The 13,624-nt window shown below is 71.8% G+C and carries 12 protein-coding genes and 2 pseudogenes; 2 read left to right on the top strand and 12 right to left on the bottom strand.

Going from position 1 to position 13,624, the window contains the following annotated elements; translation table 11 throughout:
- The first annotated feature begins 85 nt into the window (after window positions 1-85).
- Complete coding sequence (locus tag FHX32_RS31765; RefSeq protein ID WP_167191494.1) at window positions 86-982, top strand: peptidylprolyl isomerase; 897 nt, start codon at window positions 86-88, stop codon at window positions 980-982.
- 60 nt (window positions 983-1,042) lie between these two features.
- A complete protein-coding gene (locus tag FHX32_RS31760; protein WP_167191492.1) occupies window positions 1,043-1,879 on the top strand; it encodes a peptidylprolyl isomerase in 837 nt (278 codons plus the stop codon).
- A gap of 167 nt (window positions 1,880-2,046) precedes the next feature.
- On the opposite strand, the gene FHX32_RS31755 is transcribed toward FHX32_RS31760, so the two are convergent.
- From FHX32_RS31755 to FHX32_RS31710, 12 genes and pseudogenes are all read right to left on the bottom strand, one after another.
- Complete coding sequence (locus FHX32_RS31755; RefSeq protein ID WP_486481472.1) at window positions 2,047-4,530, bottom strand: RelA/SpoT family protein; 2,484 nt, start codon at window positions 4,528-4,530, stop codon at window positions 2,047-2,049.
- A gap of 195 nt (window positions 4,531-4,725) precedes the next feature.
- Window positions 4,726-5,292, bottom strand: coding sequence for an adenine phosphoribosyltransferase (locus FHX32_RS31750; RefSeq protein WP_167191487.1), 567 nt, complete (start codon window positions 5,290-5,292; stop codon window positions 4,726-4,728).
- A 96-nt stretch (window positions 5,293-5,388) separates the two neighbouring features.
- A complete protein-coding gene (secF, locus tag FHX32_RS31745; RefSeq protein WP_167191485.1) occupies window positions 5,389-6,579 on the bottom strand; it encodes a protein translocase subunit SecF in 1,191 nt (396 codons plus the stop codon).
- Window position 6,580: 1 nt separating this feature from the next.
- Complete coding sequence (gene secD / locus FHX32_RS31740; protein WP_486481440.1) at window positions 6,581-8,476, bottom strand: protein translocase subunit SecD; 1,896 nt, start codon at window positions 8,474-8,476, stop codon at window positions 6,581-6,583.
- Window positions 8,477-8,731: 255 nt separating this feature from the next.
- The gene (gene yajC / locus FHX32_RS31735) at window positions 8,732-9,091 is read right to left on the bottom strand and encodes a preprotein translocase subunit YajC (RefSeq protein ID WP_167191483.1); all 360 of its coding nucleotides are present in this window, start codon (window positions 9,089-9,091) and stop codon (window positions 8,732-8,734) included.
- Between the two features lie 120 nt (window positions 9,092-9,211).
- Window positions 9,212-10,162 carry a Holliday junction branch migration DNA helicase RuvB gene (gene ruvB / locus FHX32_RS35560; RefSeq protein WP_486481471.1) on the bottom strand — a complete coding sequence of 317 codons (951 nt, stop codon included), beginning with the start codon at window positions 10,160-10,162 and terminating at the stop codon, window positions 9,212-9,214.
- A 105-nt stretch (window positions 10,163-10,267) separates the two neighbouring features.
- A pseudogene (locus tag FHX32_RS35555) lies at window positions 10,268-10,966 on the bottom strand (LAGLIDADG family homing endonuclease); the annotation flags it as partial.
- Window positions 10,946-11,290 (bottom strand): annotated as a pseudogene (locus FHX32_RS35550) (Holliday junction branch migration DNA helicase RuvB); the annotation flags it as partial. The pseudogenes FHX32_RS35555 and FHX32_RS35550, both read right to left, overlap by 21 nt.
- On the bottom strand, window positions 11,287-11,889 hold the full coding sequence (gene ruvA / locus FHX32_RS31725; protein ID WP_167191479.1) for a Holliday junction branch migration protein RuvA: 603 nt from the start codon (window positions 11,887-11,889) through the stop codon (window positions 11,287-11,289). The gene ruvA and the pseudogene FHX32_RS35550, both read right to left, overlap by 4 nt.
- 17 nt (window positions 11,890-11,906) lie before the next feature.
- Window positions 11,907-12,578, bottom strand: a complete 672-nt coding sequence (locus tag FHX32_RS31720) for a hypothetical protein (protein WP_167191477.1) — start codon at window positions 12,576-12,578, stop codon at window positions 11,907-11,909.
- A 60-nt stretch (window positions 12,579-12,638) separates the two neighbouring features.
- Window positions 12,639-13,169, bottom strand: a complete 531-nt coding sequence (ruvC, locus tag FHX32_RS31715; RefSeq protein ID WP_109898415.1) for a crossover junction endodeoxyribonuclease RuvC — start codon at window positions 13,167-13,169, stop codon at window positions 12,639-12,641.
- A 164-nt stretch (window positions 13,170-13,333) separates the two neighbouring features.
- Entirely contained in the window at window positions 13,334-13,618 is a 285-nt protein-coding gene (locus FHX32_RS31710; RefSeq protein WP_167191475.1) for a DUF1905 domain-containing protein, read from the bottom strand.
- Between the last annotated feature and the right edge of the window lie 6 nt (window positions 13,619-13,624).

Here is a 13,624-nt window from a genome sequence, read left to right as displayed (position 1 = left end):
CGTGTGGCGCGGCGCACGTGCCGCCCGACCGGACGCGGGCCGTCCGTCCGCCGGTGACGACCAGGGTAGAGGAAGGGGAGCGCGGGTGGCTTCCAGCAGGGACCGGCAGCGCAAACTGGCGCGGGCCAAGCTCGACCGGCAGTTGGCCCGCCGGGCCGCCCGGGCCCGGCGCCGCCGGCAGATCCAGGCCGGCGTCGGCGCCGCCGTCGTCCTGCTGCTGATCGTGGCCGGCTCGGCCTGGGCGCTGGGCGCCTTCGACGACGACGGGAAGCAGAACACCGCCGCCGAGGAGATCTGCCTCTGGACCCCGCAGGACGCCACGGCCAACACCAACCTCAAGGACGTGGGCACCCCGGCGACCACCGGCCTGCCCACCGACGGCGTCCGGGCGATGACGATCACCACCAACCAGGGCGCGCCGGTCACGGTCGAGCTCGACCTGGCCACCGCGCCGTGCGGCGCGGCCAGCATGGCGCACCTGGCCAGCCGGTCGTTCTACGACAACACCAAGTGCCACGAGATCACCGCCGAGGGCGCGCTGCGCTGCGGTGACCCCAGCGGCACCGGTCTGGGCGGGCCGACCTACTCCTTCTACAACGAGAACGTGCCCACCCCCGCGTCCGCGTCCCCGTCGGCCAGCCCCGCGCCGGACCAGCCCCCGGCGTACGCGAAGGGCACGGTGGCGATGATCGCCAACCCGCCGGGCGCCAACGGCAGCCAGTTCCTGATCTTCTTCAAGGACTACCAGACCACCGACCCGAAGTTCCCGATCATCGGCCGGGTCACCGGTGGGATCGACGTGGTGGAGAAGATCGGTGCCCTGGAGACCGTGGACAATGGGAGCGGAGCCAAGGTCAAGCCGAAGACCGACGTGGTGATCCAGAGCCTCACCGTGGGCGAGCCGGTGGCGCAGCCCACGGCGGCGCCGGCACCCACGTCCTCGGCGACCGGCGCTCCGTCGGCCAGCCCGAGCGCCGGCTGACCCGGCCCCATCCACTCAGCGGCACCGGCCGCCCCCGACATAGTCCAGGAGGATCCAGGCGTGACGTCCACCAGAGAGCGGCAGCGCGCGGCGGCCCGCGCCCGGCTCGAGAAGGAGATGGCCGAGCGCGCGGCGAAGGCCCGCAGGCGCCGGCAGACGCAGGCGATCGTGGGGGCCGCGGCGGCTCTGCTGCTCGTGGTCGCCGGGACGGTCTGGCTCGCCGCCAGCCTGGGTGACGACGACAAGACCGACACCGCGGCGCCGGAGGCCGGCTTCGTCCAGTGCGCCTTCACGGAGGTCCCCGCCGACCAGCGGACCAAGCAGATCAAGGACGTCGGGCTGCCGGGGGCGCAGCAGTCGAACACCGGCGTGCAGACCATGACGATCGACACCAACCTGGGCCCGATCACCGCCAAGGTCGACCGGGCCGCGGTGCCCTGCACGGCGGGCAGCTTCACCCACCTGGCCGAGAAGAACTTCTTCGACAACAGCAAGTGCCACCGGCTGGTGACCGAGGGCATCAAGGTGCTCCAGTGCGGTGACCCGAGCGCGACCGGCAAGGGCTGGCGGGAGACCGACGGCACCGGTGGCCCGAGCTACCGGCTCGCCGAGGAGAACCTGCCGACCGACAAGCGGCCGCCGTACCCGGAGGGCGTCATCGCCATGGCCAACTCCGGCCAGCCGGGCAGCACGGGCAGCCAGTTCTTCATCGTCTACGGCGACTCGCCGCTGGATCCGAACTACACCGTGCTCGGCACCATCACCGGTGGCATGGACATCGTCAAGCAGGTCGCGGCGGCCGGCGACGACAAGGCGTTCGCCCAGCAGGCCGGCGGTGGTCACCCGAAGAAGGAGATCACCATTAACAAGCTCACCATGAGCGCCCCCCAGGGCTGACCCGCCCACCCCGCACGACGAAGCGCCCGCCGGCCCCGCCGGCGGGCGCTCGTGCTCAGGGGCGGACGGGCGCCGGGATGATCGACTCGATGTGCGGTATGTCGGCGTATCCGACAGCCGCTGGCAGCCCGTTTCGCCGCACACCGCGCCGCACGGGGGTGAGTGCGTCAGGCGCCGGAGGTGACGCGGTAGGCGTCGAAGACGCCGTCGACCTTGCGGACCGCGGCCAGCAGGTGCCCGAGGTGCTTCGGGTCGGCCATCTCGAAGCTGAACCGGCTCACCGCCACCCGGTCCCGGGTGGTGGTGACGGTGGCGGAGAGGATGTTGACCCGCTCGTCGGAGAGCACCCGGGTGACGTCGGCGAGCAGCTTGTGCCGGTCCAGCGCCTCGACCTGGATGGCCACCAGGAACGTCGACGCGCTGGTGAGCTTCCAGCTCACCTCGACGACCCGCTCGCCCTGGGCCCGCAGGTCCTCGGCGTTGGCGCAGTCGTCGCGGTGCACGCTCACCCCGCCGGAGCGGGTGACGAACCCGAAGACCGCGTCCGGCGGGACCGGGGTGCAGCAGCGGGCCAGCTTGATCCACACGTCGCTGACGCCGCGTACCACGACTCCCGGGTCGCTGCTGCTCTGCCGGCTGCGCGGCGGCCGGGTGGCGACGGCGGTCTCGGCGATGTCCTCCGCCGCACCCTCCTCGCCGCCGTACGTGGCCATCAGCTTCTGCACCACCGACTGGGCGGAGACCTGGCTGTCGCCGACCGCGGCGTAGAGCGAGGCGACGTCGGGCAGGTGCAGGTCCCGGGCGATCGCCATCAGCGCGTCCGGGGTGAGCATCCGCTGCAACGGCATGCCCTGCTTGCGCATCGCCTTGACGATCGCGTCCTTGCCGGCCTCGATCGCCTCCTCGCGCCGCTCCTTGTTGAAGTACTGGCGGATCTTCGTACGGGCCCGCGGGCTCTTGACGAAGCCGAGCCAGTCCTGCGTCGGGCCCGCGGTGTCGGACTTCGAGGTGAAGATCTCGATCACGTCGCCGTTGGACAGCGTCGACTCCAGCGGCACCAGCTTGCCGTTGACCCGCGCCCCGATGCACTTGTGCCCCACCTCGGTGTGCACCGCGTACGCGAAGTCCACCGGCGTCGAGCCCGTCGGCAGCGGGATGACGTCACCCTTCGGGGTGAAGACGTACACCTCCTGGCTGGACAGGTCGAACCGGAGCGCGTCGAGGAACTCGCTCGGGTCGGCCGCCTCCCGCTGCCAGTCCAGCAGCTGGCGCAGCCAGGTCATCTCGTCGATGTGTGCCGGCGGGCCGACGACCTGGGTGCCCTTGTGCTCCTTGTACTTCCAGTGGGCGGCGATGCCGAACTCGGCGGTGCGGTGCATCGCGTAGGTGCGGATCTGCATCTCCACCGGCTTGCCGGTGGGCCCGATGACCGTCGTGTGCAACGACTGGTACATGTTGAACTTGGGCATCGCGATGTAGTCCTTGAACCGGCCCGGCACCGGCTGCCAGTTGGCGTGGATCACGCCCAGCGCCGCGTAGCAGTCCCGCACCGTGTCGACCAGGATGCGCACCCCGACCAGGTCGTAGATGTCGTTGAAGTCGCGACCCCGCACGATCATCTTCTGGTAGATCGAGTAGAGGTGCTTCGGCCGGCCGGTGGTCTCCGCCTTGATCTTCGCGGCCTTCAGGTCGGTCTGCACCTTCTGGGTGACCTGGCGCAGCAGCGCCTCGCGCTGCGGCTGGTGCTCCCCGATGAGGCGGTTGATCTCCTCGTACCGCTTCGGGAAGAGCGTGCCGAAGGCGAGATCCTCCAGCTCCCACTTGATGGTGTTCATACCCAGCCGGTGCGCCAGCGGGGCCAGGATCTCCAGCGTCTCCTTGGCCTTCTGCTCCTGCTTCGGGCGGGGCAGGAAGGTCAGGGTGCGCATGTTGTGCAGCCGGTCGGCCAGCTTGATCACCAGCACCCGCGGGTCCTTGGCCATCGCCACGACCATCTTGCGGATCGTCTCGGCCTTGGCCGCGTCGCCCAGCTTGACCTTGTCGAGCTTGGTGACGCCGTCGACCAGCAGCGCGACCTCGCCGCCGAAGTCGGCGCGCATCTGGTCGAGGGTGTACTCGGTGTCCTCGATGGTGTCGTGCAGCAGCGCGGCGACCAGCGTGGTGGTGTCCATCCCGAGGTTGGCCAGGATGGTCGCCACCGCGAGGGGATGGGTGATGTACGGGTCGCCCGACTTACGGTACTGCCCGGAGTGCCACCGGGCCGCCGTGTCGAAGGCGCGCTGGAGCAGCCGCGCGTCGGCCTTCGGGTGGTTCTCCCGATGGGTGGAGATCAGCGGCTCCAGCACCTCGCTGACCTGCGAGGTCTGCCAGGGCGCGTTGAACCGGGCCAGCCGGGCCCGCACCCGGCGGCCGGTGGGCGCGTTGGAGAGCGCGAACCCGGTGCTCGGCGCGGTCTCACCGGCGTCGCTCCGGAAGGGGACCACGACCGCGTCCGCCCCCGGCCGCGCGCCCTCCGTCCGGGCCGCGCTCGCGCGTACGCCCTCGGCCGGGCCGGAGCCGTTGCCAGAGCCCGTCACCCGGGCCGAAGCGTCACCGTTCCGGCCGGTCACCGAGCCGTCCGCGTCGCCTGTCGGGTGCACCGTGCCCTCCACCGGAGGGACGACATCGTGGGACACCGGCCTCCTCACCGCTCGCCGGAAGTACACCGACCGTGCGCCGGCCGGCCTGGTCTCGCGCCACCCGGACGGGTCACCGCCCGGTCAGCAAAGGGCAATGCTACCCGCACGCACGGTACCCCGCCGCTCCGCCGGACGGACCGCACCGGATCCGTCCGACGGCCGAGCAGCTCAAACGGTCAGCAGGGCATGGACCGGACGCGGGGCCAGCCGCTCCCGGCCGCCGAGGAAGCCCAACTCCAGCAGCACGGTGAAGCCGGCCACCGTGCCGCCGGCTCGCTCCACCAGCTCCAGGGTGGCCTGGGCGGTGCCGCCGGTGGCGAGTACGTCGTCGACCACCAGCACCCGGTGCCCAGCGGTGAAGGCGTCCTGGTGCACCTCCAGCGTGGCCTCGCCGTACTCCAGCTCGTACGACGCCGAGTGCACGGCACGGGGCAGCTTGCCGGCCTTGCGGACCGGCACCACGCCCACCCCCGTCGCGTACGCGATGGCGGCGGCGAGCACGAAGCCGCGCGCCTCCATGCCGACCACCGCGTCGAACGATTCCGGCCCGTGGTACGCGATGATCCGATCCACCACCTCGCGGAACGCCGCACCGTCGGCGAACAGCGGCATCAGGTCCTTGAACACGACACCGGGCTTGGGGAAATCGGGCACGTCGAGCACCCGGCTGGCCACCAGTTGCGCGGCGTCCAGCCCGCTGTCTCCGCGTAGCCCGGTGCTGTGGGTCTCCGTCACGGCAGTTCTGTGTCCCTTCCACGACGACGGCGTCCTTCGTGCTGCTCGCACAGCATGAAGGACGCCGTCGGGTCGTCTGCTACCGGGTGTCCCCGCTCAGCGCCGCTTTCCACCCGGCCGGTTGCCGCCGCCACCGGACGGCCGCCCGCCCCGGGCGGTGCCACCGGAGCGCTTGCCGGCCGGTCGGGCGCCCACCTTGGGCGCGGCGCCGGCCAGCGCGGCCGCCTCCGGGTCGACCGCCGCGGGGGCCTCCGCGCCCGTCCGCGGCGCGCCCTTCGGGGTGATCTCGCCCCGCTCGATGGCGCCCCGGCGGGCCAGGACGCGCTTGGTGTGCGCCTGGATCCGGGGGTCGTAGTTCTTCAGCAGCACCAGCAGCGGGGTGGCCAGCAGGATCGAGGTCAGGAAGGCCACCGCCATACCGACGAAGAGCACCAGGCCGAGGTCCTTCAGGGTGCCTGCGCCGAGCAGGCCGGCACCGATGAAGAGCAGACCACCGACCGGCAGCAGGGCGACCACCGAGGTGTTCAGCGACCGCATCAGGCTCTGGTTGATGGCCAGGTTGGCCGCCTCGCCGTACGTCTGGTTGTTGCTGGCGGTGATGCCCCGGGTGTTCTCCTGGACCTTGTCGAAGACCACCACCACGTCGTAGAGCGCGAAGCCCAGGATGGTGAGGAAGCCGATGATCGTCGACGGGGTGACCTCGAAGCCGACCAGCGAGTAGATGCCCGCGGTGAGGACCAGGTTCATCACCAGCGAGGCGACCGCGGAGACCGCCATCCGCCACTCGAAGCGCAGGATCAGGTAGACCATCACCAGCGCGACGAAGATGACCAGACCGAGCAACGCCCGCTCGGTGACCTGGCTGCCCCACGCCTCACTGACCTGGTTGCCGCTGATCTGCGTGGGGTCGATGCCGAACGCGCGGGCGATCTCGGCCTTGACGTCGTTGGCCTGCTCGGCGCTGAGCTGCGTGGTGCGCATCTCGTAGAAGTCGCCACCGGTGCCGCCGACCTTCTGCGCGGTGACCACCTCGGCGCCGTCGCCCGCCTCGGCGAGCGCCGCGTCGACCTGCTCCTCGGCCCGCTCCAGCGTGCCCACGCTGGCCGGGACCTGGAACGAGTTGCCGCCGGCGAACTCGATGCCGAGGCTGAAGCCGCGCAGCGAGACGCTGAGCACCGCGATCAGGATCAGCGCGCCGGCGACGGTGAACCACAGCTTCCGCCGGCCGATGATGTTCAGACCGGCCTCGCCCCGGTAGAGGCGACTCGCCAGACCACTTCCAGCCATCTCAGGCCTCCTTGGCACGCGGGTTGCGGGGCGTGGCCTGCTGGGTCCGGGCCGGCAGTGCCCGGCCCAGTCCGCTGACCCGCGGGGACAGGAACGCCTTTGTCCGGGCGAACATCGTCATGATCGGGTGGCGGAAGAGGAAGACCACGACCAGGTCCAGCACGGTGGCCAGACCCAGGGCGAACGCGAAGCCCTTCACCGTGCCGACCGAGACGATGTAGAGCACCACGGCCGACATCAGAGTGATGGCGTTCGCCGAGATGATCGTCCGCCGGGCCCGGATCCAGGCGCGCGGCACGGCGCTACGCGGGCTGCGCCCCTCCCGGATCTCGTCCTTGAGCCGCTCGAAGTAGATGACGAACGAGTCCGCCGCCACACCGAGCGAGACGATCATGCCGGCGATGCCGGCGAGGGTGAGGGTGAAGCCGATCTGCCGGCCGAGCACCACCAGCGCGCCGAAGACCAGCAGCGCCGAGAGGATCAGGCTCAGGAAGATCACCGAGCCGAGCAGGCGGTAGTAGAAGAACGAGTAGATGATGACCAGCGCCATGCCGATGCCCGCCGCGAGCAGGCCGGCCCGCAGGTGGCTGGCGCCCAGGGTGGCGGTGACGTTCTGCTGCTCCTGCGCCTCGAAGGTCACCGGCAGCGCGCCGTAGCGCAGCTGGCCGGCCAGCTCGCTGGCGTCCTTCTGGTTGAAGCTGCCGGTGATCTGCGAGTTGCCGGTCAGCACGCCCTGGATCTCCGGCGAGGAGACGATCTCGTTGTCCAGCACCACGGCGACCCGGCACTTGCCGTCCGGGCCCAGCGCGGTCGCGTCGCAGGCGCTGCCCTCGTTGGTGAACGACTCGCGGGTGAGGTTCGTCCACTTCTCCTGGCCGTCGCCGGTGAAGTCGAGGCTGACCACCCAGGCGTTGGTCTGGTCGAGCACCGCGTTGGCGTCGCTGACGTCGGTGCCGAGCACCTTCGCCACGTCGAGCAGGTACTTCGCGGCGCCGTCCTCACAGGCCACGACCTGCTGGTTCGGGTCCGAGATCGACGCCGGCGGCCGGTCGTCGAGCTGGGCGCAGCTGATCTGCGGCACGTTGAACTGCATGGTCGCCGGCAGCACCGCGACCTCGCGCGGGGTGAGCGAGGCGAACGGCTTGAGCTTCTCGGCCAGCGTCGGGTCGGCGCTCAGGTCGGCCGGGCCCTGCAGCCCGCTGGCGGCGGCCCAGGCGGCGGCGCCGACCTTCTGCTCGACCGCCTTGCGCTGCTCCTCGACGCTCTGCGGCACCGGGGCGGCGCTGGCGCTCGGCGACGGCGCGGCGGCGCTCGGCGAGGCCGAGGCGGACGGGGTGGCGCTCGGCGCCGGGGCGGAGCCACCCTGGCCACCGCTCGGCGAGCTGGTCGCGGCCGGCGCGCTGGCCGACGGGGTCGGCGCGGCGCTGCCGGACGGCGCCGGGCTGGCGCTGCCCGACGGCGTCGGGGTGGCCGCCGGCGCGGCGACCGCGCCGCTGCCGTCGGCAGCCTTCAGCAGCTTGCGGAAGCGCAGCTCGGCCGCGCTGCCGACCTCGGTCAGGTCCCGGTTCTCACCGGGCAGGGAGATCACGATGTTGCGGTTGCCCTCGGTGACCACCTCAGCCTCGGCCACGCCGAAGGCGTTGACCCGGCTCTCGATGATCTGGCGGGCCTCCTCCAGGTTCTCCGCCGTCGGGGCCCGGCCGTCGACGGTGTTGGTCGCCTCCAGCGTCAGCCGGGTGCCGCCGACCAGGTCCAGGCCGAGCCGGGGCTCGAGCCGGTCCTTCAAGCCGCCGCTGGCGCCGCCCGAGAAGAACACCAGTAGGTAGAGGACGACGAAGATGAGCCCGAGCACGGCCAACTGCCGTCCGGGGCGCATCTGTCCCTGAGGTGGTGCCACGGCTGTCCTGTCTCCCTGTAACGGTCGCGCCGCCGGGCTGCGGCGGCGGGGTCGGGCCGGGGTTTCCGGCCGACGGGCCTGAGGGGTCGGCACCGGGCCGGCACGCCGCCGCGGCGGCCGACAGGGTCGACCGGTCGCGGGTCCGTGCCGACGCCCGGAGTCGACCCGACTATCCAGTTTTCACGTCACGTCCGCCGCCTCACCCGGCGTGGCGCACCGGCGCGCGGCGGCCCCACCCCGGGCGGGGTGGACGGATCACTCCTTGACGGCGTCCGCGTCCTCGACGGCCTCCTCGGCCGGGCGCTCCGCCTGGGTGACCACCCGGGCGATCGCCGGGCGGGCGTACCGGGTCTGCACACCGGGTGCGACCTCCAGCAGGACGGTGTCGTCGTCCACGCCGGTGACCGTGCCGTAGAGCCCGCCGATGGTGACCACCTCGTCGCCCGGGGCGAGGGCACGCTGCATCGCCTCCGCCTCGCGGCGGCGCTTCTGCTGAGGGCGGATCATCATGAAGTACATGACGCCGAAGAGCAGGACGATCATCAGGATCGGCGTGAGACCGCCGGCACCTCCGCCGCCCTGTGCTGCATAAAGCACGGTTACAGACCTTCCCATTGGCCTCCGGCCGGCACGAGGGGCGCCGGAGCGGAGGCGGATTCTCACGTCCTGTACAGACCGCGGCGAGTCTAATCCCTGCACCTGGGAACGCCGAATGCGGCACAGATCACGTTCGCATCACGGCTGATCGGGCTGCACGGAGAACAGATCGGGCGCGGGAGGAACATCGGTGCCAAATGTACCATTCGGCGGGGTACGCCCCAGATGCCGCCAGGCAGCCTCGGTGGCCACCCGTCCGCGGGGCGTACGGGCCAGCAGGCCGGCCCGCACCAGGAACGGCTCGCAGACCTCCTCGACCGTGTCCGGCTGCTCCCCCACCGCCACGGCCAGGGTGGAAAGGCCGACCGGGCCGCCCCGGAACGAGTCGACCAGCGCGGTCAGCACCGCCCGGTCCAGCCGGTCCAGGCCGAGCGCGTCGACGTCGTACACGGTCAGCGCCGCCTGGGCGGTCTCCAGGGTGACCACGCCGTCGGCCCGCACCTCGGCGAAGTCGCGGACCCGGCGCAGCAGCCGGTTGGCGATCCGGGGGGTGCCCCGGGACCGGCCGGCGATCTCGGCGGCGCCGTCGTCGGTGATCGGCACGCCGAGGATCCGCGCCGAGCGGTGCAGCAGCGTCTCCAGCTCGGCCGGGGAGTAGAAGCCCAGGTGGGCGACGAAGCCGAAGCGGTCCCGCATCGGACCGGTCAGCAGGCCGGACCGGGTGGTCGCGCCGACCAGGGTGAACGGCTCGACGTCCAGCGGGATGGCGGTGGCGCCCGGACCCTTGCCGACCACCACGTCGACCCGGAAGTCCTCCATCGCGCTGTAGAGCAGCTCCTCGGCCGGCTTGGCGATCCGGTGGATCTCGTCGATGAAGAGCACGTCACCCTCGGCGAGGCTGGTCAGGATCGCCGCCAGGTCGCCGGAACGCTCGATCGCCGGGCCGCTGGTCACCCGGATGCCCGCGCCCAGCTCGGCGGCGACGATGTTGGCGAGCGTGGTGTTGTGGACGACGAAGTCGTTGACCGTGAAGGTGTGGTCCCCGTCGACCGTCAGACACCGGCACTCGTGCAGACCGGCGGGCTCCACAGCGGTCACCCGGTCGGCCGCCAACCGCTCCTCGAAGCGGTCACGGCGGGGACTCCATTCGGCGAGTCGCGCGCCGCGCTCGCCGATGACCGTCACTCGCTCGACGAACCGGGCCACATCGTCTTGACTCGTGATGCTCAACCGCCAGGACTCGTGCGGCCCGCCCTGGTAGCGGCCGCGCTTGAGCTTGAGCCGGGACTGGACGCCCAGCCGGAGCAGCAGGTGCTGAACGTCCTGGAGCAGCCCGCGGGACACGCTGTAGTACTCGACGACCACGTCGTAGCGGTCGCGCCCACGCCGGCTCACCGTGCCGTCGCAGGCGAAATACGCGGCGAGGAAGGCCCCGACCTGCCAGCGGTCGCCACGGTAGACGAATTGCGGTACGCGCTTCTGCCAGGCATTCTTGTCGATCAGTTCGTGCTCGGTCAGCCATGGCCGGAGTCCGGACACGCGAACCAGCTCACTACGGGCACTGTTCGGCCTGCTGGTGTGCGGGTGGCCGAGGCGGTCGCACACCGCCCGGAAGTCCGCCAGGACCGCCTCGTCGCCGCTGGTGAAGGTCACCTGGTTGGTCGTGCAACCGTCCCCGATGAGGTACCCCGCCAGCCGGAACTCATCGGCATCCTCGGTCCCGTCGGAGATCAACTCCGGACACAGGACGTTCGCGATGGAGTCGCGGTCCGTGAGGTCACCCGCCTTGACCCAACCGTCCGGCGTCCAGAAGGGGTGGTCCGGTGCGGCAACGACCTCCCGTCCGCTGGCCGTCCGGATCCGGACCGAATCCAGTTCGCCCTGCTCATGCACTGCGGTCACCGTTGCACCCTCGCCCGTACGGGTGATGACCCGGTCTCCCGTGACGATGTCGCCCAGCCGACGACGGGTACCGTCCTCAAGCAGTACCAGGGCGTCGACTGAGACCGGTTTACCAAGGCCAGGCGGCCCCGACAGCAGGATGTGGTCCGGCGGGCTGCCCCGACGCATCGCCCCCTTGAGCAGCAGGTCGAGCTGGTCGCGCACCCGGTGCTGGGCGATGAACTCGGCCAGCCGCTTCGGCCGGACGCTGGCCTCCGCGTCCCGTTCCGCGTCGTTGACGTACGCCGAGACCAGGCCGCCGTCGGGACCGGTCATCGGGTCCGCCCCAGCAGCCGGATGGCCTGCTTGAGCAGGACCGGCACGGGCGGGGTGTCCCCGTCCACGGTCTCCGCCACCGCGGCCACCGCCTGGTCGGCCTGGGCGGCCGTCCAGCCGAGCCCGACCAGCGCCTGGCGGACCTGCTCGGGCCAGGCCCCACCGGTGACCCCGGCCGCGCCGTCGGCGCCCACCGGCACCGGACCGATCCGGTCACGCAGCTCCAGCACCAGGCGCTCGGCGCCCTTCTTGCCGATGCCGGGCACCCGAGTCAGCGCGGCCGTGTCGGCGTTGGCGATGGCCTTGCGGACCGCGTCCGGGGTGTGCACGGCGAGCACCGCCTGGGCCAGCCGGGGGCCGACCCCGCTGGCCGTCTGCAACAGCTCGAACAGCTGCTTGGCGTCGTCGTCGGCGAAGCCGTAGAGGGTGAGCGAATCCTCCCGCACGACCAGGCTGGTGGCCAGCCGGGCCGGCTGGCCGACCCGCAGCTCGGCGATCGTGGCCGGGGCACAGTGCACCGCCAGCCCGACCCCGCCGACCTCGATCACCGCCTGATCCGGACCGGTCGCGGTCACTACGCCGCGCACGCTGGCGATCATCTCGCTCCTGCTTCCTACTAGTGGCTCGTTGCTGAGCGGTTCGGATGTTTCGCTCTCCGCCCGAGATTGGTCGGGCTGGCGTCCTGGACCGGCAGTCTGGTCCGGTGGCGATCGGTCCTGTCCTGCAGGATCTGCTTCACCCTGTGGTGCGGGGTGTGCAGGGCGATGTCGGGGTCGCCCGCGGCCAACAGCTTGCCGAGGCGGACGCCGTGCTGCTCGCCGTCGGAGTCGGTCAGGGCTTCGGTGTAACCCTTGTCGACACCGATCATCCCGTCGCCGCACGGCCGCCGCGACGACCGCAGCATCGAGGCGTCGATCTGGTAGTGCACCTCGACCCGCCCGCCGCGCACGATCAACCGCAAGGTGCCCGTCGGAGCGACCGTCGTCGACAGCGGAATCCTGACCATCCTTCGGCGTTCCAGACCAGGGACCGCCAGCCACAGCCGGCCGCCCCCATCAGCGACCGGGTGGTGCTGGTCGGCGCGCACCACGATCTGATCATGGGTGCGGTTCTTGCCCCGCCTCCAGTGCTTGCGCATCTGCCGAGCCAGGAACGGATCGCCCGCCCACCGGTCGCTCTTCAACGCGGTGAGCATCCGCTTGCGCCCGGCCGGATCGTCTGTGCGCCGCACGATCGCCCGCCGCACATCAACGTTGGCGGCCACCATGTTCGCCGTCATGTCAGCCATGGCGTCGCGGACAGTCTCCTTCCATGCATTCGCCAGCACACCGAACCGCTGATGCGTGCACTACCTGGCCCTCCCGCCTCGTCGTACCCGGTCGGCCGCGGCGGCCAGCTTGGAACGCGTGCCGCCGCGCCACACGTGGCAGATGGCCAGGGCGAGGGCGTCGGCGGCGTCGGCCGGCCGGGGCGGCTCGGGCAGCCGCAGCAGCCGGGTGACCATGGCGGTCATCTGCGCCTTGTCCGCCTGACCGGAACCGGTCACCGCGGCCTTCACCTCGCTCGGGGTGTACGTCTGCACCGGTAGCCCGGCGCGCGCTCCGGCCAGCACGGCGATCCCGCTGGCCTGGGCGGTGCCCATCACGGTGCGGACGTTGTGCTGGCTGAACACCCGCTCCACGGCGACGCTGTCCGGCCGGTGCTCGGCGACCAGGTCGGTCAGCGAGCGGTCCAGGTGCAGCAGGCGCACCGGCAGCTCGTCGGCCGGGTCGGTGTAGACGACGTAGTAGGCGACCAGGGTGCACTGGCGCCCCGGCAGCCCTTCGACCACGCCGACCCCGCACCGGGTCAGCCCCGGGTCGACGCCGAGCACCCGCACGCCGCCTCCTCCCCCAGCCGTCAGCAGTACGTGTGTTCGACACACTACTGGGGCCGCCGAAGGGCCGCCGGTCGGGACACGCCGAACCGGGCCGGAACCGCACACCATCGCCCTGGCGCGGGGACGGGGGCGCACCCGCCGGGCCGGCCGGTGGCGCCGCCGCCTCACTGCCGTGCCGGGTCGACCTCGATGGCGACGGTCACCACGTCGCCGTCGTCCTTGCCGGCGCGGATCCGGGCCGGCACCGCCAGCAGCCAGCCGGCCCTCCGGTCCCGCCAGACGCTGGTCGACCAGGTGCGGCCGTCCACGGTGGCGGTCACCGGCACCCGGCCGAACGGCCCGGCCGCATCCGGTGCGTGCTCCTCGGGCACCGTTGCGAACACCCACCCACCCGCGCCGGACCACCGGACCAGGGTCGCCTCGAAGGTCGGCGTCACCGTCACCCGCATCCCCAT

Source organism: Micromonospora sp. CNZ280, from assembly GCF_011759515.1.
The sequence above is the reverse complement of the archived record's forward strand: the minus strand, read 5'-3'. Positions and strand labels throughout refer to the sequence as shown.